This is a genomic window from Streptomyces albus subsp. albus (assembly GCF_000725885.1).
GTDB classification, from domain to species: domain Bacteria; phylum Actinomycetota; class Actinomycetes; order Streptomycetales; family Streptomycetaceae; genus Streptomyces; species Streptomyces albus.
Genome location: NZ_JODR01000030.1, coordinates 61,056 through 79,807, shown reverse-complemented (window position 1 = coordinate 79,807; position 18,752 = coordinate 61,056). Strand labels below are relative to the sequence as shown.

The following is an 18,752-nucleotide window of genomic DNA, read 5'->3' as shown; positions in this document are numbered from 1 at the left end:
GACCGCGCCCGGGTCGCCGCCGGACTCGCGGATGATGTTGCGCTTGATGCCGTCGTAGGAGCCGGGGATGCCGTGCTTCTTCATGATCGACATGGCCTCGCGGATCCACCCGTCCAGATTGTCGGGGTAGGACGCCTTCTTCGCATCCGCCCCGTCACTCTTCGGAGCGGTCCGGTCCTTGGCCTCGGTGGCGCTCTTCGGCTGCGGCTCGGACTGGCCCTGGGCCTTCTTCTCGGCCGCGGCGTCCTTGGTGACGTGGGCGGTCTGGTCGGCCTTGAGGACCTCGTCCGCCTTCACCGCGTAGTCGGGTGCGACGGCGGTCTTGGCCGGCTTGGCCTCGGTCTGGGGGGCGGCGTGTGCCGTGCCGGTCAGGGCGGCGGTGGCGACGCCGGCGGCGCCCAGGACGGTCAGACCGGTGGTGAGCTTCGTATGGCGCAGAGCGGTACGCATGCGAGGGGGATGCCTTTCGCGGGGGGACACATCCGGCCGCAGTGCGGAGGAGCTTCGCTCGCTCTCGTCGCGACCTGCGCCCCACTCTGGGAACCGGCTCCCCGGACCGACAACTATGTGACCTACTGCCCTGCTTAGTCCTTTTCGCCGGAGATGCGGAGCCGTTCCGCCCCCACCCCTGTTCCAGGCATATCGGGCATACGAAGCTGCTTCGTATGTGACCTGTCCCCTATGAGTACCTTCACATCCGGCACCCCGTGGCCTCACCCGCCGCTACTGAACGATGTGATTTCCGTGATCAACCCGATCGATCCGAGGGCTCCGATCACGGCGCCGACGAACCTCAGGGTCCGGGGCGTCGCGGCACCCGTCACGGTGGTTATGCGTGGAAGCCGAAGAATCGACGGGTGGCGTCACGGTGGTTGCACGCGACGATCCAGCCCCCGGCCGCGAAGACGCCGAGGGCGACTGTCCGGAACACTTCTTCCCCGCCCATTGGTCACCTTCTCGTGAGCCGCCACGCCCTGTCACACTGTGTGATCACCTCAGTGCGAAGAGGTGTCCCGCCCCGGTGCCGCTGCTGGTCGCGGCCCCTTGCCGGGGGCTGCGACCGCCGGCCCGGCGCCGCTCCAGTGGCTCGGGAGGGCTGTGTCCGGAAGATCGTCGTCCGGGGGAGAATCGTCCCCCGGGCGACAGGGCTGATCACTCTCGTCGAACGCGGTCACGACCCCGGCGCGTCCGGGTACCCGCCCCGGACGCGCCCCGCACCAGCACAAGGAGGAACCATGAGGTACCGCAAGCTCGGCAGCTCGGAGCTGGAGGTCTCGGAGATCTCGCTCGGGTCGTGGCTGACCTACTCCGGCGGTGTCGAGGCCGACAAGACCCGGGCCTGCACCGAGGCGGCTTTCGACGCGGGTATCAACTTCTTCGACACCGCGAACGTCTACGGCCAGGGGGCCGCCGAGACGGCCTGGGGCGACATCCTCTCCTCCCGCCCCCGCGACTCCTACATCCTGGCCACCAAGGTCTACTTCCCGATGTCCGAGGACCCCGCCGACCAGGGCTTGTCCCCGGCACAGATCGCCAAGCAGATCGACGCCTCCCTCACCCGGCTGAAGACCGACTACGTCGACCTGTACCAGGCGCACCGGTTCGACCCCACTGTGCCGGTCGAGGACATCGTCGAGGCGTTCCAGAAGGTCGTCCAGCAGGGCAAGGCCCGCTACATCGGGTTCAGCGAGTGGAGCCCCGAGCAGATCGAGGCCGCGATCGACATCGCCGGCCCGGACCTGTTCGTCTCCTCCCAGCCCCAGTACTCGATGCTGTGGCAGGCGCCCGAGGCGGAGGTCTTCGGACTGTGCTCGGCGAACGGCATCTCGCAGATCGTCTGGTCCCCGCTCGCGCAGGGGGTCCTCACCGGCAAGTACAAGCCCGGGCAGCCCGTCCCCGAGGGGAGCCGGTTCGCTTCCGCCGAGATGGCGGTCTCGAAGGACCTCGTCTACAGCGACGCCACTCTCCAGGCGGTCCAGCGGCTGGTGCCGATCGCGGAGGAGGCCGGGATGAGCATGCCGACCCTGGCGCTCGCCTGGGTCCTGCGCCGCGGCGAGGTCGCCTCGGCGATCACCGGTGCGTCCCGACCGGAGCAGGTGCACGCGAATGCCGCCGCCTCCGGTGTGGAGCTGTCCGGCGATCTGCTGGCCGCGGTCGACCAGGCCCTGGGTGACGTCCCGGTCACCGAGCCGACCCCCGCGCCCGGCGCCCAGCCGGGCGTCAAGCACCGGTAGCCGGTCGCTGCGTGCGGTAGCCGGCCCCGACGCCCCGCTGGAGGGCGGACCCCGGGTACCGGACAGGTGGTGTCCGGTACCCGGGACAGAATGGGAGGCATGCCGAAGACGTCCTCGCGGCTGCTCTCGCTGCTCTCGCTGCTCCAGACCCATCGCGACTGGTCCGGTGACGAGCTCGCACGGCGGCTGGAGGTGACCTCGCGCACGGTGCGCCGCGACATCGACCGCCTCCGGGAGTTGGGCTATCCGATCCACGCCGCCAAGGGGCCGTCCGGCGGCTACCGGCTGGGAGCCGGCTCGCGGCTGCCCCCGCTGCTGTTCGACGACGGTCAGGCCGTCGCCCTGGCCCTCGCCCTCCGGGCCGCCGCCACCGGCGATGCGATCGGTGAGGACGCCGCCCGGGCCCTGGCCACCGTCCGCCAGGTCATGCCGCCCCGCCTGCGGCACCGCATCGACCTGCTTCAGGTCACCGCTGTTCGGCCCCCCGGGGCCGGCGGCGACGCCCTCCACGTGGACACTCGGCTCCTGACGGAGGTGAGCCGCGCCGTCCACGCCCGTGAGGAACTGCGCTTCGACTACGAGCGCACTCCCGGCTCCGGGCGGCAGGCCCGCCGGGCGCAGCCGCACCACCTCGTCACCCGGTGCGGCCACTGGTACGTGATCGCCTGGGATCCGGACCGCGACGACTGGCGCACCTTCCGCCTGGACCGGCTCCACCTCCGCACTCCGAACGGGCCCCGCTTCACCCCGCGTCCGCTGCCCGGCGGTGACGTGGCCGCGTTCCTCACCGGGCGGTTCCGGGGGACTGACGGAACCACCACCGACTGGCCCTGCCGCGGCGAGGTCGTCCTCGGCCTCCCCGTGCAGGAGGTGGCCCCCTTCGTCGAGGACGGGATCGTCGAGCAACTCGACTCCGGGCACTGCCGCCTCGTGCTCGGTTCCTGGTCCTGGACCGGTCTGGCCGCGGCGCTCGCCCGTTTCGACACCGACATCCGCGTCGTCGGGCCGCCGCAGCTGGCCGATGCCTTCGCCGCACTCGCCGCACGCTGTGCGCATGCCGCGGCCACCGCCCCGCCGGCCCCGGAAGCCGCCGCCGCACAGGGGGACACCGAGATCTGAGCCGCGGACCGTCAGAGCCGGAACGCGCGCCGGTAGGCGCCCGGTGTCGTGCCCACCTGGGCGCGGAAGCGCCGTCGCAGGTTGACCGCCGAGGTGAGGCCGACGCGGGCGGCTATCGCTTCCACCGGCAGGTCCGTCCGCTCCAGCAAGGTGCGTGCCTCCGCCACGCGGCGGGACAGCAGCCACGCGCCGGGGCTCGTCCCGAGCTGGTCGGCGAACCGCCGGGCGAGCGTGCGGGGCGAGACGTTGAGGTGCGCGGCCATGTCGCCCACCGACAGCGGCGTGCCGAGGCGCGCGCCGGCCCATTCCAGGAGGCCGTCCAGCGCGTCCGCCGGGGGCGGGGACGGCGCGTACTGTGCCTGGCCGCCGTCGCGGTGCGGAGGCATCACCATGTGGCGTGCGACGAGAGCGGCGTGCGCGGCGCCGTGGTCCTGCCGGACGAGGTGCAGGCACAGGTCGACACCGGCGCCCGCCCCGGCACTCGTGGCGACGTCGCCGTGGTCCACGTACAGCACGTCCGGTTCCACGCGTATCCGGGGGAACTCCCGTTGCAGCTGTGCGGTGCGGGCCCAGTGCGCGGTGGCCGACCGGCCGTCGAGCAGTCCCGTACGGGCCAGCGCGAACACCCCGGAGCAGATGGAGGCGATGCGTGCGCCACGGGCGTGCGCCCGCAGCAGGGCGCTGCGCACGGGATGGGGGAGTGGTGTCTCCACCGGCGTCCAGCCCGGGATGAGCACGGTGTCCGCGGTGTCGAGGGCCGTCAGGTCCCGCTCGACGGACATCGCATACCCGGCCGTCGTCGGTACCGGGCCGGGCGTCTGCGTGCACACCTCGAACGTGTAGTGCTGCGGCACCCCCTCCCGCACAGTGCCGAACACCTCGGCGGCGCAGCCGAGTTCGAACGTCGACTGCACCGGCCGTACCAGCGCCACGACATGATGCATGGCAGGAAAGTACCTCATGGTGTCTTTGTTGTCGCTGTCTCCTCGTGGGGCGCATGCGGCACCGTGACAGGCATGCATCCTGAGATCCTCAGCCAGGAGGGCTACACCTCCGTCCGCGTCGAAGAAGCCCCCGTCCGCGAACTCTTCCCCGGCATCCGGCTCCGCCCGTTGTGGACGGGACCGGCCGGCGCGCACGCCCACGTGCTGGAGATGGACCCGGGCACGTCGTGGCCGCACCGTGACGTCCACGAACCCGGCCCGGAGGAGGTCTACGTGGTGGCCGGCACGTTCAACGACGGAGCGCGTGACTATCCGGCCGGAACGTTCCTGCATGCCCCGGCGGGGTCATGGCACGTGCCCTCGACCAGCACCGGCTGCACGCTGTTCGTCTTCTACCCGGAGGGGTAGGGCGGTTCCGTCACGGGTGCGCCGGGCCGCCGACGGGGGAGGGCCGGGGGAGGCACCCCGTACGGTCAGCTGACGCAGTCCGCACGCAGAGCGGACTGGTGCCGTACCCCGGAGCCGCCGTCCGGCAGGTTCTCCGCACGCGGGCGGCGGCCGTCGGCCCGCGCCTCGGTCAGGTGCCCGAAGTACTCGGCCAGTCCCGAGCGGCCAGGTATCGACAGCTTGCGGTAGACCTGGCTCAGGTGCAGTTCGACGGTGCGCTGGGCGACGAAGAGGTTCGCCGCGATCTCCCGGTTGGTCTGCTTGGCCACGGCCAGCATGGCCACCTTGCGTTCCATCGGCGTCAGCGCGTCGATGCCCACCTCGGTGGGGCGGCGGGGCCGGGCGCCGGAGAGCATCAGCTCCTCGCGCACGGTGCGGGCCAGCTCGGTGGCGCCGCAGGTCTCGCAGAGTGCCTGGGCCCTGCGCAGGTGTTCCCGGGCGTCCCGCAGCCTGTTGGACCGCCGGGCCAGGGCGCCCAGGTCCGCCAGGGCGCGGGCCAGGTCGAGTCTGGCGGGGGAGCGCTCCAGGACCCGGACCGCGTCACGCAGCAGGCCCTCGCCCTTGCGTCCCTGGGCCACCAGCCCCGCGGCGCGCAGCGCCCGGCCCAGGGCGTGCGGCGCTCCCCAGCGGCGGGCCCTGGCGATCTCGACGTCGGCGAGCCTGCGGGCCTCGCGGGTGTCGCCCAGCGCGTCACAGGCGAGCGCGGCCTCGGAGCGCCAGGCCAGCACGGCGGGGTTGAACGTGCCCGCGCTCTCCAGCCGCTCCCCGCACTCCAGCAGGTCGGCCAGGCTCCGTTCGGTGTCGCCCTCGGCCATGTGCAGCCGCGCGCGCTGGAAGAGAAGCGGCCCGAAGCTGTTGCGCTCCGGCAGTTTGTCCGCCAGCCCGGCCTCGGCGAGCAGCCGGTGCGCTTCCTCGTACTCGCCCGTCTCCAGCAGTCCGCAGATCCTCGCGGCCATGGCCTGGCCGGTGCACAGCCAGTACTCGGACGACGCCAACGGGGTCAGCTCCAGTGCGCGCTCGGCGTCCGCCAGGGTCCTGGGTACGTCGCCGGAGCGGTAGTGCACATCTGCCCTGACGCTGTAGGTGAGTGCCCCCAGGATCCGGGACCCGGTCTCCGCGGACTGCTTGGCGAGGGCGTCGCACTCGGCCAGCGCGGCGTCCAGCTCGTCCGCCGCGGCCAGCACCTGGACGGGGACCGTACGGGACGCCAGCCGTTCGTTGAGCCCGGTGCAGGGGCTGCGCAGCGAGCGTTTGGCCTGCTGCACGGCCTCCTCCCTGGCCTCGCCGCGGCACGTGGTGCGCATGCTGGTGAGGTCCAGCAGGATCTTGCGGTCGAGGGTGGTGCCCGAAGCGCGCTGGAAGGGCACGACGTTCCCCAGCCAGTCGACCTTCGTGGTGTGGTAGCCCGGGCCGCCCATCAGCAGCTGTTCGCCGCGGAGCCGGGGCACGACGGCGGGGTCGGTCTCCCGGCCCTCCGCCATCCCCTCCTCCAGCACCTTCCGGGCCTCCTGGCGGCGGTCCAGCAGGTGCAGGGCGTCGGCGAGTGAGAGCCGGATGTCCGTGCGCTCGTTGATGTCGCGGCTGAGCGACAGGGCCTTGCGCAGGAACCGCGCCGCGGTCGCCGGATCGGTGGCCAGCTCCACCTGGCCCAGCACGCGCAGCAGCTTGCCCTGGCAGGGGCCTTCGCACTCGCGCAGGCCGCGCGTCAGATAGTCGCGGGCGGGCTGGAAGGCGCCGCGGTCGACCGCCTCGCGGGCCGCCTCGCTGAGCACGGTGCAGGTCCAGTGCTGCGCCGAGTCGGTCTGGCTCTTGAGGATCTGGCCGGCGATCTGCTCGTAGGGTGCTCCGCGTTCGTAGAGGATGTGTGCCGCGCGGATGTGCAGGGTGTTCCGGCGGCTGGGGAGCATACGTGCCAGCACCGACTCGCGGACGAGGGGCTGGACGAACCGTACGGTGCGGTTCTGGTAGGTCAGCAGGCCGACGCGGACGAGATACTCCACCGCGTCGGCCGTCTGCAACTGGTCGGCTTCGAGCAGTTGGGCGATGGTGGGGACGGTGGCGGCCTCGTCGAGCAGTGCGGTGCCCTCCGCTGCCGCGGCCACCCCAGGCCAGGCGCGTTCGTAGCGGTTGAGCAGGGCGTCGGCCACCTCGACCGGTCCCTGCGCGGCGATGACCTCGGGGGTGATGCCACCGGGGCCCTGGTGGTCGAGCCGCAGATGCCGGAACAGGGCGTCGAGCAGATAGGGGCTGCCGCCGGTGGCGGTCAGCGCCGCCTGCACGGTCCGCTCCTTTGGCGGGGTGCCGAGCGCGTCGGCGGCGAGTGCGGCTGCCTCGTCGGAGGTGAGGGGCTGGAGGGTGACGCGGTGGTGGAAGCTGGAGATCACCTCCACGGTCACGGGGTCGTTCGGTGCCTCGCCCCGCGCCAGCGTCGCCACGATCGCCATGGGGACGCTCGGCAGCCGGGCCATCAGATAGCCGAGGCACTGGAGCGACGGCTGGTCCATCCACTGGAGATTGTCGATGGCGAGCAGCACGGGGGCCTCGTCGGCCAGCACGCGCACCAGCGGGTGCAGATCGGTGCGCTCGGGCTGCCGGGCGCCGCCCGGGAACGGGCAGGCGAACTCGGACTCCGGATCCCGCTCGACACCCGCCTGGTCGAGCAGTTGGCGGGCGACTCCGTACTCGACGTGCTGCTCGGGTGCGCGGGCCCGTGCCGTGAGAACGCGCAGACCGTATTCGGGGGCGGCATTCACCGCGGCACGCAGCAGCGTGCTGTGCCCCATACCGGCCGCGCCTTCGATGAGAATGCTCTGCCCCTGACCGTCCCCGGCCTGCGCGAGTAATTCCAACATACTCTCCCCCATGCGTAGGACTGGCTAGGAAAAACCGGTATCGCAAGGAATTGCGCGTGGACGGGCCGTAGTTGTATCGCTGCAGTCTAACCATCCGGGCCCAAGATCGGTGCCTCGCGCGCGATTCCCCGTGCGGCCACGCCTGCGTGCCGGCGCGGCCCGCGCCGACACGCAATGGTGACCCACCTGCGGCTTAGCCGCTACCGGGCAGCACCAGGGTGCGCCGGTGAAGGCGGGGTTTGTGCTCACTGCCCGGCAGGCAGAATCGTGTGATGTGTCCTGCCTCTTCCTGCGATCGGCTCAGATGGATCTCTCGGTGCTCCATGCCTAATCATTCGGTGGCCCTACGGAGCTTCCGTGATGAACGAAAACCGCAGCCGATCAAGGATCGTGCCGTTGCATTGATGTTCCCGTCCTGTACGTAAAGGTGGCCGCCATGCATGATGCCTTGTCGTCGCACCACCGCCCGCAGCAGGAACAGTACGACCGCATCGGCGGGACGTACGACGCCGCCAAGCGGCTGCCGCTGGCCCGCTTCGTGGAACGGCCGAGCGTACTGCGCCTCATGGGAGACATGACCGGGCTCCGCGTGCTCGATCTCGCCTGTGGCAGCGGGGTCTACTCCCGGGCCGCCCGGCGGCTGGGCGCTCAGCGGGTGGTGGGCGTGGACATCTCCGCCGAGATGGTCAAGGTCGCCGCCGAGCAGGAGGAGGCCGACCGGCTCGGCATCGAGTACCGGGTCGGCGACGCCACGGACCTGCCGTCGCTGGGTGTTTTCGACGTCGTTCTCGGTATTTACCTTCTCAACTATGCGAGTTCACCCGAGGCCATGTCAGGCATGGCGCACGCGGTGGCGCGTAATCTGCGGCCGGGTGGCGAGTTCCGGTCGCTGAACGCGCGCCCCGGTCTGGACCTCGACGGTCCCGGCCTGGCCAAGTACGGTTTTTCCTTCGAGCGTGTGCAGGTCCTTCCGTACGGAAATGAAGTGCATGTCACCGCGAACACTTCGAAGCCTTTCGATTTCCGCGCCCACATCCTGCACGAATCGGTCTACGAGGACGCCTTCTCGGGTGCCGGCTTCGAGAAATTCACCTGGCGCCCCACGGAACTCTCCTTCGAGGGGCTTCTCGAATTCGGCCCGCCGTACTGGGCCAACTACTTCGCCAACCCGCCGTGGATCTGCTTCAGCTGTGTCCGTTCCGGCCGGCCCTGAACGCGGAGGCACCCATGGAGTTCCTGCTGCCACGTGACCGCCAGGAGGCGCTGGAGTTGATGGCCGGGCGACCCGGCACCGTGCCCGTCGCCGGAGGCACCGATGTGATGGTCGGCTGGAACATGAGCCGGGGGCTTCCCGCCCGCGCCCTCGACCTGTCCCGCCTCGGCCATCTGTCCCGCCGGCGGTACGGGGAGGGACGGTACCGGCTGGGCGCGAACACCACCTACAGCACCCTGACCGACGAACTGCGCGGCGAACTGCCCGGCCTCGCCGCAGCCGCCGGCGCGGTGGGCTCCCGGCAGATCCGCAACCGGGGCACCCTCGGGGGGAGTCTGGGCTCGGCCTGGCCCGCCGCCGACGCGCACCCCGCCCTGCTGGCCTGCCGGGCCGAGGTCGAACTGGCCTCCGTACGCGGCAGCCGGCGCGTGCCGGTACGGGAGTTCTTCTCCGGCCCCGGCCGAACGGCCCGGGAGGGCGACGAACTGATCGAAGCCGTACTGCTGCCCCGGCCGGAAGGCCCCCAGCTGTTCACCAAGGTGGGCCGCAAGGCCGTCGCCACCCTGGCGACCTGTTCCTTCGCCGTGGCGCTGTGGCCCTCCACCCGCCAGGTGCTCACCGGTGTGGGAGGGGCGGACCGGCCGGCTCCCGCTGCGGTGGCGGAGGCGTTCCTGGCCGGGCAGCTGGCCGCGCACGGAACGTGGGAGTCCGGCGAGCGTCTGCCGGACGAGGTGGTGCGGCACTTCGGCGAACTGGCCGCCGAGGGGGCAGTGCTGGGTGACGACGTCCGTGCCACGGCCGAGTACCGCAGGCGGGCACTGTCCGTGCTCGCGCGCAGAAGCCTCGCTCAGGCATGGGAGAACTACAGGACGGAGCGGCACCGATGCGCATGAACCTCACCGTGAACGGCGAACGGCACATGCTGGAGGAGGTCCGGGAGAGCGAGAGCCTGCTGTTCGTGCTGCGGGAGCGGGTGGGGCTCCCGGGCACCAAGAACGCCTGTGAGCAAGGAAGATGCGGCTCGTGCTCGGTCCTGCTCGACGGCATGCTCTGCTGCTCGTGCCTGGTGCCCGCCGTGCAGGCCAGGGAGTGCTCGGTGACGACCGTCGAGGGCCTCGCCGGACAGGGCGGGCCCGGCGAGGAGGACGGACCGGATTCCGTCCAGCGGGCGTTCCTGGACGCGGGCGCGGTGCAGTGCGGCTTCTGCACGCCCGGGATGCTGCTGGCGGCACACAACCTGCTGCGGCACACTCCCGACCCTCAGGAGGCGGAGGTGCGGCAGGCCCTCGCGGGGAACATCTGCCGCTGCACGGGCTACCAGCACATCGTGGAAGCGGTGCTGCTGGCCGCCGAGTACCGCAGGGCAGAGCGCGGCGCCCTCGTGCAGCCGGACGGCGCCCCGTGAGCGGCGACGCGCCGACGCGGCGCAGCCAGACGGTCGCCCTTCCGGCCCAGCCGGACGTGGAGGGACGCGGGGCCCGGATCGGGGAGGCCGCACCCCGGCCCGACGGTCTGCTGAAGGCCACCGGAGGGTTCGCCTACTCCTCCGACCTGTGGGCCGCCGGGATGCTGTGGGGGGCGACCGTCCGCAGCCCGCATCCGCACGCCCGGATCGTGCGGATCGACACCGCCGAGGCCCTGGCCCTCCCCGGCGTGCACGCCGTACTCACCCACGCGGACGTCCCGGGCCGCAAACTGCACGGCGCCATGGTCGTGGACCAGCCGGTGCTCGCCATGGACACCGTGCGCTTCCACGGCGAACCGGTCGCCGTGCTGGCGGCCGACCATCCGGCGACCGCCCGCCGCGCCGCCGCACTGGTGCGGGTCGTCTACGAGGTCCTCCCGCCGCTGACCGACCCGGACTCGGCCCTCGCCCCGGACGCCGTACGGGTGCAGCCCCAGGGAAACCTCGTACGGCACGTACGCGTGCGCCGTGGTGCGGCGCAGCGGGGAGAGCTGCCGCACGCCGACGTGGTGGTGCGCGGCGAGTACGAGACCGGGGTGCAGGACCAGGCGTTCCTGAGCCCGGAGTCGGGTATGGCGGTCCCCGCGGCCGACGGCGGAGTCGATCTCCACGTGGCGACCCAGTGGATACACGTCGACCACGAGCAGGTCGCGGCTTCGCTCGCGCTGCCGGGGGAGAAGGTGAGGGTGCGGCTGGCCGGTGTGGGCGGTGCGTTCGGGGCCCGCGAGGACCTGTCCATGCACGTCCACGCCTGTCTGCTGGCGCTGCGCACCGATCGTCCGGTCAAGATGTGCTATTCCCGCGAGGAGTCCTTCCTCGGCCACGCGCACCGCCATCCGGCCAGGATGACCTACGAGCACGGGGCGACCCGCGAGGGGAAGCTCGTCTACGTCAAGGCCGACATCATCCTGGACGGGGGCGCGTACGCCTCCAGTTCCCCGGCGGTCACGGGCACGGTGGCGACCTGTTCGGTGGGCCCCTACGAGGTGGAGCACGTGCGGGTCGACGTACGCACCGTCTACACGCACAACCCGCCCTCCGGTGCGATGCGCGGCTTCGGCGCCGTACAGACCTGCTTCGGCTACGAGTCGCAGATGGACCGGCTCGCCCGCGCACTGGATCTCGACCCGGTCGAGGTGCGCACCCGCAACGCCGTCCGGCAGGGCTCCGTGGTGGCCAACGGGCAGGTGCTCGACCACCCGGCCCCGGTCGCCGAACTCCTCGGCCGGCTGCGCGCCATGCCCCTCCCGCGGCAGGAGGCGGCCCCGTCCGGCTCCGCCACGGCCGCCTTGTGCATGGGCACCCCGGTGCCCGGGCGTGTCGTGCGCGGAGTGGGTTTCGCCGCCGGTCTGAAGAACGTCGGCTTCGTCGAGGGCTTCGACGACTACTCCACCGCGCGCGTCGTGCTGGAGCTGCACGAGGGGCTGCCCCGGGTGCGGGTCCGTACGGCGGCGGCCGAGGTCGGGCAGGGGCTCGTGACCCTCCAGGCCCAGATCGCACGTACGGAACTGGATGTGGAGACGGTGCTGGTGGAGCAGGGCGACAGCGGCTTCGGCGACGCGGGACCCACCTCCTCGGCCCGGCAGAGCTATGTCACCGGGGGAGCGGTCAAGGCCGCCGCCGAGGCCGTGCGGACCCGGGTGCTGCGGCGGGCCGACGAACTGCTGGCGGGGGCCGGGCAGGGGCCGGCGGCCGGAGTGTCGCGGGGCGCGGTCGTCGACGGCAACGGCGCGGTCCTCCTCGACCTGGCCAAGGTACTGGCCGAGGGAGCGGTGGCGGAGACCGTGGAGTGGCACCACCGGCCGACCCGGCCGCTGGATGACGGGACGGGACAGGGCGACTCCGTCTTCCAGTTCGCCTTCTCGGCGCACCGCGCCGTGGTGGACGTCGATGTGGAGCTGGGGCTGGTGCGGGTGGTGGCGCTCGACTGCGTGCAGGACGTGGGCAGGGCGATGAACCCGCCGGCCCTGCGCGGCCAGCTGCACGGGGGCAGCGCCCAGGGGCTCGGTCTCGCCCTGATGGAGGAGATCCTGCTGGAGCGCGGAGAGGTACGCACGACGTCCTTCACCGACTACCACCTGCCGACGACGGCCGATGTGCCCCGGATGCGGACGGAGATCCTGGAGTGCGCCGATGCGCACGCGCCCTACGGGCTGCGCGGCGCGGGGGAGATGCCGCACGTCACGTCACCGGCCGCCGTCGCCGCAGCCGTCCGGGACGCCACCGGACGCGCGCTGGCCCGCCTCCCCGTCCGTCCCGAGGACATCCTCGGCCTCCACCACCGGAAGGAAGACCCGGCATGAGCCGACGGAAGACCGCGCCCCAGTACGACGCGATCGGAGCCCAATGGGAGGACGCAAGGGTCCTGCCCACGGTGTATCCGGAGCGGGACAGCTTCCTGCGGCTGGTCGGGGACGTGGCCGGGAAACGGGTTCTCGACCTCGCCTGCGGCGACGGCTTCTACACCCGCTCCCTGAAGGAGCGGGGGGCCTCCCGCGCGCTGGGGCTGGATGTGTCACCGGCGATGATCGAGGCGGCCCGGGCGGCCGAGCGGAGCTTCGCGCTGGGCACCGAGTACCTGGTCGGGGACGCCGCGCGGCCCGACCTGTCAGGTCTGGGCGGCTTCGACCTGGTCACGGCGGCGTACCTGCTGAACTACGCCAGGAACGAGGAGGAGTTGACGGACATGTGCCGGGGCGCGCGGAGCGTCCTCGGGACGGGACGGTTCGTCGGCGTCACCCAGAACCCGCGCTTCTCCTTCGACGGTCCCCGGCCCGACCCGTACGGTTTCGTGTTCGAGGAGCGCACCACCACGCCGTTCGGGACGCACATCCGGGTCACGGCCGCGCTTGAGCCGCCCGTCACGTTCGAGACGTGCCTCATCCGGCCCGAGGTGTACGAACGTGCCTTCACCGAGGCCGGTTTCGGCTCCCTGCGTTGGCTGCCGATGGCGGTGCCGGCGCACGCCGAAGAGCGGTTCGGCGAAGGCTACTGGGACGCCTTCCTCGCGAACCCGCCGATCGTCATGTTCGAAGCCCTCGGCTGAGCGGCGTGCCACCCCGCTGTCCTCGGAGCGGAGCCGCCCGGGGCTGCGGGGGTTCAGCCCGCGTCGGCCAGCCGCACGGGCTCCAACTCCTCCACCAGGGCACGGAGCGCCGAGACGGCCTCCGGTCGTACCGAGTAGCAGATCTGTACGCCGCGCCGGCGCGAGCTCACCACTCCGGCCTCGCGCAGCACCTTCAGGTGCTGGCTGATGGTCGGCTGTGAGACGTCGAACAGTTCTGTGAAGTCGCAGGCGCAGGTCTCCGGCTGCGCCGCCAGAGCCCGCACGATCCCCAGCCGCACCGGGTGCCCGAGGGTCTTCAGTATCGCTGCGTCCGCCTGATGGTTCGTCACGCTTGACAGTGTATCAAGCGGCGCCTATATAGTTTGCGCCCTATATAAGAGGCAACCTATAAAGCAGTGGGTCGGGTTTGCGCCCAGTACGCCCCCCGCGTGAACCGCGCAGCCGTGCTGTGCAGGACGGAGAGTTCATGAGCGAGACCGCTCGGACGAGCCCCCGGGAGGAGGGCATCTGGTCACCCCGGTACCGGTCCTTGACCACCGGGCTGATCCTGTCGGTCACGTTGGTGGCGTTCCTCTGGCTGGGAGTGGCGACCGTGCTCCCCGCCGCCGCCGAACAACTCGACGGCCTCTCGCTGTTCGGGTGGGCCTTCACGGCGTTCATGCTGGCCAACATCTTCGGCACCGTGGTCGCCGGCCAAGGAGCAGACCGCACCGGGCCCACCCGCCCCTACCTGCTGGCCTTCGCGGCCTTCGTCATCGGCTGTGTGGTCGCGGCCATCGCGCAGAACTGGTACCTGCTGTTAGCAGGACGTGCCCTCCAGGGAGCGGGCGTGGGCGGCGTCCTCGCCCTCGCCTACCTGACCGTCGGCCGCGCCTACCCCGACGCGCTGCGGGCCCGGATGCTGGCCCTGGTGGCCTCCGCGTGGACCCTCCCCGCACTGCTGGGCCCGGCCGTCGCCGCCGCGATCGCCGAGGCCACCAACTGGCGCGTCGTCTTCGTGACCCTGGTGCCCCTGGTGCCCGTCGGGGTCCTGCTGACGCTGCCCGCGCTGCGCAAGCTCGGCCCCCCGGAGGGCACCACCCCGCAGAGCAGCCGCATCCCGCTCACGCTGCTCCTCGTCGTCGGCGCGGGCGCCCTGCTGGCCGGACTGGAGGAGCAGAACCTCGCCCTCATGCTGCCGCTCGTGGTCCTCGGCGCGGCCGTCACCCTGCCGACACTGCGCAAACTGCTGCCGCCCGGCACGCTGACCGTCCGGCGCGGCATGCCGGCCGGCATGATCGTGCGCGGCCTCGTCAGCACCGCCTATTACGGCGCGGAGTCGTTCTTTCCGCTGAGCATGACGCAGGTCCTGGGGCTCAGCACCCTGGAGTCCGGGCTGGCCCTCTCCGCGGGCGCGCTCACCTGGGTGACCGGCGCCTGGATCCAGGCGAAGCTGGACGCGCGAAGCGAGGGCAGGGGCCGGCACAGCAGGGTCGTGGCCGGGTTCGTCCTGCTGCTGGCCGGCGACGCGCTGATCGCCGTGAGCATCGGCACCAGCCTCCACAGCGTCACCCTCGCCGTCATCGGCTGGGCGGTCGCCGGATTCGGCATGGGCCTGGTCTACCCCGCGGTGACCACCATCGTGCTGTCGCTCGCGCCCAAGGGCCAGGAGGGCGCGGCCAGTTCCAACCTCCAGCTGTCCGAGACGCTGTCCGTGGCCGTCATCACCGGCCTCGGCACGGCCGTGAGTGCCTACGGCGCCACCTACGACTGGGGCCGGGACACCTCCTTGGGCATCGTCTTCACCCTCACCGCGCTCGCGGCCCTGCTGGGCATCGGCGCGGGAATCCGCACCGCCGTACGCGGTGAAGCGGCGAAAACGCCTGAGAAGGAGGACGGCACCGGCTCGCCGGCCGTGCAGAAGGAGGCCGGGCGAACCGCCTGAGTCCTTCCCGCGTCTCGCGCGCCGCAATTTCGATGCCCGGGTGAATTGGCTCCCTCACCCGGGCATCGATGCTGTCCGAAAAACACCGGCGGATTCAGATGAGCTCAACCGGAGTGCAATTACGGGTCGTTCGGTGAGAACCGTACGTGTGTAAGAGGCAGGTCACCTGAGTAACCCGTCAGGGTTCTCCCGCGGTGAATTTCCCTGATTCTGCGGGTACCCGGGGGACGATGGCTCCGTAAAGCGGCCTTCGCATTCCTTGTCCCGGCAGGGGCCGGCAGTACGACGCTGCGGGCCGGGGTTTCCGCGGCGTCGCGTCACCAGCAGGAGGATTCCATCGTGTCCTACCCGAAGAAGCGCTACTTCGGCGACAAGGGTGAGGTCAGTGCGGTGTACCGGCCCGCAGACACCGCTCCCGACGTGCGTTCCGGCGGCGGCGGTGCGATGCACTACCTCTCCAGGGGAACCGACACGGACGGCCATTACGGTCTGTACCGCGTGGACCTGGCGGCCGGCAGCGGCACGAGCACCCACTTCCACAAGACGATGTCGGAAGCGTTCTACCTGCTCTCCGGGAAGCTGCGTCTCTTCGACGGCGAGCGGTGGTTCGAGGCGAAGGCGGGCGACTACGCCTATGTGCCGCCCGGAGGTCTGCATGCCTTCCGCAACGAGACCGGCGAACTCACCTCCTTCCTCATGCTGTTCGCCCCCGGGGCGCCCCGCGAGGAATACTTCGAGCGGCTGGGCGAGGTGGCTCAAATGAGTGAGGAGGAGCGGCTGGACTTCTTCCTCGCACACGACAACCATTTCACCGACACCTCGGCGGGGCCCTCCGGGCCGATCGCCGGCTACCGCGACTGATACGGCGCAACATCGCGGAAACACCCGGAACCGGTGGTCACGACTGTGACCACCGGTTTCTCGTGTGCGAGCACAGGAAGGCGGCTGCGCGCAACCGTGCGGCACCCTTCGGTGGCGGGTCGGGGCCAACCGGAAAATGCTTCGGGGCTGCATCGGTGCCTACGCATTGTTGGAGGCGGTATCCATTGCGGAGACTCGTGTGCGTCCCAGAAAGAGACCCACGTATTGGTCTTCCCCTTGGAGGACTCAGTGACCGATGCACTCAAAGGCGAGGATACGCACCCGCGTATCGCAGAAGCCGGCGGGGAACAGGGCGGTGCCGGCGTCAGAGCACGGGTCAACGTGCCGCTGCGGCTGAAGAACGACTCGGGCGAGACGGCGAAGATCGTCTCCTTCCGGGGCCTGAGCGACGGGCTGGAGCATGTCGCCATCGAATTCGGCGCAGTGGCCGACATTCCCCTTGTCAGACTCCACTCGGAATGCCTGACGGGTGATGTGCTCGGCTCGACGCGCTGCGACTGCGGTCCCCAGCTGCAAGAATCCCTGGAGCTGTTGTCCGTGTCCGGGGGAATCCTGCTCTACCTGCGGCAGGAAGGACGCGGAATCGGCCTCTACAACAAGCTCGACGCCTACTGGCTCCAGCAGCACCGGGGGCTGGACACCTTCGCGGCCAACCGGAAGCTGAACTTCTCCGACGACCTGCGCGACTACCGGCCGGCGGCGCAGATGCTCCAGGCCCTCGGGGTCCCGCGGGTGCGGCTGCTGAGCAACAACCCGGACAAGTCCGAGCAACTGCGCCGGTACGGCATCGACGTCGTCGACGTGGTACCGACCGGCGTGTTCCCCAACGAGCGCAACATCCGCTACCTCCGCGCAAAGGTCGAACAGCACGGTCACAGCATTGAGATCACGCAGGAGTTCGCATGATTCAGCACCGCGGCCCCATCAGCGGGATCGCCGCCTGGCAGGACCGTTACGTCGCGACTGCCGGCTACGACAACCAAGTCATCTGCTGGGCGCAGGACACCGGTGAGTCCCTCTCCCGGTCGCTCCACGACCACCTCGCGAACCAGTGCACCTTCTCCCCGGACGGCCGGTACCTCCTCACCTCGTCCAGCGACTACACGGCCCGCATGTGGACGGTGCCCGACCTGAGACTGGTCGCGGTCTTCGACGACCAGGAGGACGACGTGGAGATGTCGGTCTTCCACCCGTCCAAGGAACTGATCGCGACGGCGTCCCGCGACCACCGGGTGCGGGCGTACGACTTCACCGGACGCCTGGTCCGGACGTTCACCGGGCACACCGCGGACGTCATCTCCGTCGAGTGGGCCAAGGACGCCGACGAGCTGATCTCCTCCAGCGACGACGGAACCATCAAACGGTGGTCGCTGGAGACGGGTGAGCTGCTGTCGGACCTCGACATGAACGGTGTGGAGACCGACACCATCGCCATCTCCGCCAGCGGCGTCATCTTCGCGGGCAACGACGACGGGCAGATCATCGTCGTCGACTCCGGCTCCCGCGAGGTCCTCCCGGCGCACGACGCGGGGATCAAGCGCCTCGTCCTGGACAACTCCCGCGGCCTGCTCGTCAGCCTCAGCTACGACCGCACCATGCGGCTGTGGGACGTCAGCCGGCCGCGGCCCGAACCGGTCAACACCACCGCGCTGCCCGACGACGTCTGGCCCCGCTCGTGCGCCTTCGCGGGCGGCTCGCGGCTGGTCTTCGCGACCTTCGGCGCCACCTACCGCGGCTACGACTACGCCTCCCGCGTGTGGGACAGCGCTCCCGTCCCGGCCACCGGGGGAGTCAACGCCGTCCTGCCCGAGCCCGCCGCCGTCCTCACCGTGGGCGACGCCGGCACGGTGCGCCGCGACGGCGCACACGTCGCCGACACCGGCAGCCTGTGCAACTTCCTGACCCCGCTGGGCGGTCTGGTGCTCACCGGCGGCCAGCTGGGCAAGGTCTTCGACGCGCTGACCGGCAGGGAGCTGTACCAGCACCGCTCACCGCTGAACTGCGGCGCCGTCTTCGAGCACGACGGTGCTCCGCACGCTGTCGTGGGCGCCTACACAGGGGAGGGGCTCGTCTTCCGGCTGACCGCGGACGGGGCGCTCCAGCACGTGACGGACCTGCCGCTGCACACTAACGCCGTCAAGGGCGTAGCCGTCTCGGGCGATGTCATCTTCTCGGTGGCGGCCGACTCCTCGGCGACGTGGTACCGGGCGTCCACGCTGGAGATGATCGCCACGGTCGAGGAGGCGCACGACAAGATCGCCAATGGCTGCGCCGGCCTGGGCGACGGCTGGTTCGCCAGCGTCAGCCGGGACCTGAAGCTGCGCGTCTGGGACCCGGACGGGAAGGTCACCACGCTGGAGACCCCGCACACGCACTCGATCAAGTGCGTGGCGGCCTCGCAGGACGGGCGGCTGATCGCGACCGGGAGCTACAACGGCCGGGTTGCCGTCCACGACCGGGAGACCGGCACGTGGAGCAGCGTGCAGCGGCCGACCGCCGCAGGGATCTCCGCGCTCGCCTACGATCCGCGGCAGAAGGCCTTCCTCGCCGCTTCCTACGACGGACAGGTCTACCCTTTCGGCTGACCACCGTGAGCAGGCCGTCC

General features: G+C 71.0%; 16 protein-coding genes. 12 read left to right on the top strand and 4 right to left on the bottom strand.

What is annotated here, in order from left to right; all coding sequences use genetic code 11:
- A partial coding sequence (locus IO40_RS0128655; protein WP_037653737.1) for a phage tail length tape measure protein occupies positions 1-450 on the bottom strand: 450 nt, incomplete at its 3' end.
- 785 nt (positions 451-1,235) lie between these two features.
- Here IO40_RS0128655 and IO40_RS0128645 point away from each other — a divergent pair.
- Together IO40_RS0128645 and IO40_RS0128640 are read left to right on the top strand one after the other, a co-directional pair.
- Positions 1,236-2,234 carry an aldo/keto reductase family protein gene (locus tag IO40_RS0128645; RefSeq protein WP_016467273.1) on the top strand — a complete coding sequence of 333 codons (999 nt, stop codon included), beginning with the start codon at positions 1,236-1,238 and terminating at the stop codon, positions 2,232-2,234.
- A gap of 99 nt (positions 2,235-2,333) precedes the next feature.
- On the top strand, positions 2,334-3,353 hold the full coding sequence (locus IO40_RS0128640) for a helix-turn-helix transcriptional regulator (protein ID WP_016467272.1): 1,020 nt from the start codon (positions 2,334-2,336) through the stop codon (positions 3,351-3,353).
- 11 nt (positions 3,354-3,364) lie between these two features.
- Here IO40_RS0128640 and IO40_RS0128635 read toward each other — a convergent pair whose 3' ends face one another.
- Positions 3,365-4,297: a GlxA family transcriptional regulator gene (locus tag IO40_RS0128635; RefSeq protein ID WP_016467271.1), complete on the bottom strand. Its 933-nt coding sequence runs from the start codon at positions 4,295-4,297 to the stop codon at positions 3,365-3,367.
- A 72-nt stretch (positions 4,298-4,369) separates the two neighbouring features.
- Between IO40_RS0128635 and IO40_RS0128630 the strand changes: the two genes are divergently transcribed.
- Positions 4,370-4,705 carry a cupin domain-containing protein gene (locus IO40_RS0128630; protein ID WP_016467270.1) on the top strand — a complete coding sequence of 112 codons (336 nt, stop codon included), beginning with the start codon at positions 4,370-4,372 and terminating at the stop codon, positions 4,703-4,705.
- 65 nt (positions 4,706-4,770) lie between these two features.
- On the opposite strand, the gene IO40_RS0128625 is transcribed toward IO40_RS0128630, so the two are convergent.
- Positions 4,771-7,596: an AAA family ATPase gene (locus tag IO40_RS0128625; RefSeq protein WP_016467269.1), complete on the bottom strand. Its 2,826-nt coding sequence runs from the start codon at positions 7,594-7,596 to the stop codon at positions 4,771-4,773.
- Between the two features lie 436 nt (positions 7,597-8,032).
- Here IO40_RS0128625 and IO40_RS0128620 point away from each other — a divergent pair, with 436 nt between their 5' ends.
- Genes IO40_RS0128620 through IO40_RS0128600 form a run of 5 tightly spaced genes read left to right on the top strand, consistent with a single transcriptional unit; the run spans position 8,033 to position 13,320 of the window.
- Complete coding sequence (locus IO40_RS0128620; RefSeq protein WP_016467268.1) at positions 8,033-8,809, top strand: class I SAM-dependent methyltransferase; 777 nt, start codon at positions 8,033-8,035, stop codon at positions 8,807-8,809.
- Between the two features lie 14 nt (positions 8,810-8,823).
- Positions 8,824-9,702: an FAD binding domain-containing protein gene (locus IO40_RS0128615; protein ID WP_030408903.1), complete on the top strand. Its 879-nt coding sequence runs from the start codon at positions 8,824-8,826 to the stop codon at positions 9,700-9,702.
- On the top strand, positions 9,693-10,214 hold the full coding sequence (locus tag IO40_RS37270) for a (2Fe-2S)-binding protein (protein WP_016467266.1): 522 nt from the start codon (positions 9,693-9,695) through the stop codon (positions 10,212-10,214). The genes IO40_RS0128615 and IO40_RS37270 overlap by 10 nt, the downstream gene beginning before the upstream one ends.
- Positions 10,211-12,577 (top strand): xanthine dehydrogenase family protein molybdopterin-binding subunit, encoded by a 2,367-nt coding sequence (locus IO40_RS0128605; RefSeq protein ID WP_016467265.1) that lies wholly within the window; start codon positions 10,211-10,213, stop codon positions 12,575-12,577. Before IO40_RS37270 ends, IO40_RS0128605 begins: the two co-directional genes overlap by 4 nt.
- Positions 12,574-13,320: a class I SAM-dependent methyltransferase gene (locus IO40_RS0128600; RefSeq protein ID WP_016467264.1), complete on the top strand. Its 747-nt coding sequence runs from the start codon at positions 12,574-12,576 to the stop codon at positions 13,318-13,320. The genes IO40_RS0128605 and IO40_RS0128600 overlap by 4 nt, the downstream gene beginning before the upstream one ends.
- 53 nt (positions 13,321-13,373) lie before the next feature.
- Here the strand turns inward: IO40_RS0128600 and IO40_RS0128595 are convergent, their stop codons facing one another.
- The gene (locus IO40_RS0128595; protein WP_016467263.1) at positions 13,374-13,670 is read right to left on the bottom strand and encodes an ArsR/SmtB family transcription factor; all 297 of its coding nucleotides are present in this window, start codon (positions 13,668-13,670) and stop codon (positions 13,374-13,376) included.
- 137 nt (positions 13,671-13,807) lie between these two features.
- On the opposite strand from IO40_RS0128595, the gene IO40_RS0128590 reads away from it, so the two are divergent.
- From IO40_RS0128590 to IO40_RS0128575, 4 genes are all read left to right on the top strand, one after another.
- Entirely contained in the window at positions 13,808-15,265 is a 1,458-nt protein-coding gene (locus IO40_RS0128590; protein ID WP_016467262.1) for an MFS transporter, read from the top strand.
- 339 nt (positions 15,266-15,604) lie between these two features.
- Positions 15,605-16,126: a cupin domain-containing protein gene (locus IO40_RS0128585; RefSeq protein WP_030408907.1), complete on the top strand. Its 522-nt coding sequence runs from the start codon at positions 15,605-15,607 to the stop codon at positions 16,124-16,126.
- 249 nt (positions 16,127-16,375) lie between these two features.
- A complete protein-coding gene (locus IO40_RS0128580; protein ID WP_016467260.1) occupies positions 16,376-17,053 on the top strand; it encodes a GTP cyclohydrolase II in 678 nt (225 codons plus the stop codon).
- A complete protein-coding gene (locus IO40_RS0128575; protein WP_016467259.1) occupies positions 17,050-18,732 on the top strand; it encodes a WD40 repeat domain-containing protein in 1,683 nt (560 codons plus the stop codon). Before IO40_RS0128580 ends, IO40_RS0128575 begins: the two co-directional genes overlap by 4 nt.
- Positions 18,733-18,752: the final 20 nt, after the last annotated feature.

Excerpts from the sequence above, each read along its gene's own strand:
- IO40_RS0128645 (WP_016467273.1), top strand. The coding sequence starts at position 1,236 with ATGAGGTACCGCAAGCTCGGCAGCTCGGAGCTGGAGGTCTCGGAGATC.
- IO40_RS0128640 (WP_016467272.1), top strand. The coding sequence starts at position 2,334 with ATGCCGAAGACGTCCTCGCGGCTGCTCTCGCTGCTCTCGCTGCTCCAG.
- IO40_RS0128635 (WP_016467271.1), bottom strand. The coding sequence starts at position 4,297 with ATGCATCATGTCGTGGCGCTGGTACGGCCGGTGCAGTCGACGTTCGAA.
- IO40_RS0128630 (WP_016467270.1), top strand. The coding sequence starts at position 4,370 with ATGCATCCTGAGATCCTCAGCCAGGAGGGCTACACCTCCGTCCGCGTC.
- IO40_RS0128625 (WP_016467269.1), bottom strand. The coding sequence starts at position 7,596 with ATGTTGGAATTACTCGCGCAGGCCGGGGACGGTCAGGGGCAGAGCATT.
- IO40_RS0128620 (WP_016467268.1), top strand. The coding sequence starts at position 8,033 with ATGCATGATGCCTTGTCGTCGCACCACCGCCCGCAGCAGGAACAGTAC.
- IO40_RS0128615 (WP_030408903.1), top strand. The coding sequence starts at position 8,824 with ATGGAGTTCCTGCTGCCACGTGACCGCCAGGAGGCGCTGGAGTTGATG.
- IO40_RS37270 (WP_016467266.1), top strand. The coding sequence starts at position 9,693 with ATGCGCATGAACCTCACCGTGAACGGCGAACGGCACATGCTGGAGGAG.
- IO40_RS0128600 (WP_016467264.1), top strand. The coding sequence starts at position 12,574 with ATGAGCCGACGGAAGACCGCGCCCCAGTACGACGCGATCGGAGCCCAA.
- IO40_RS0128590 (WP_016467262.1), top strand. The coding sequence starts at position 13,808 with ATGAGCGAGACCGCTCGGACGAGCCCCCGGGAGGAGGGCATCTGGTCA.
- IO40_RS0128575 (WP_016467259.1), top strand. The coding sequence starts at position 17,050 with ATGATTCAGCACCGCGGCCCCATCAGCGGGATCGCCGCCTGGCAGGAC.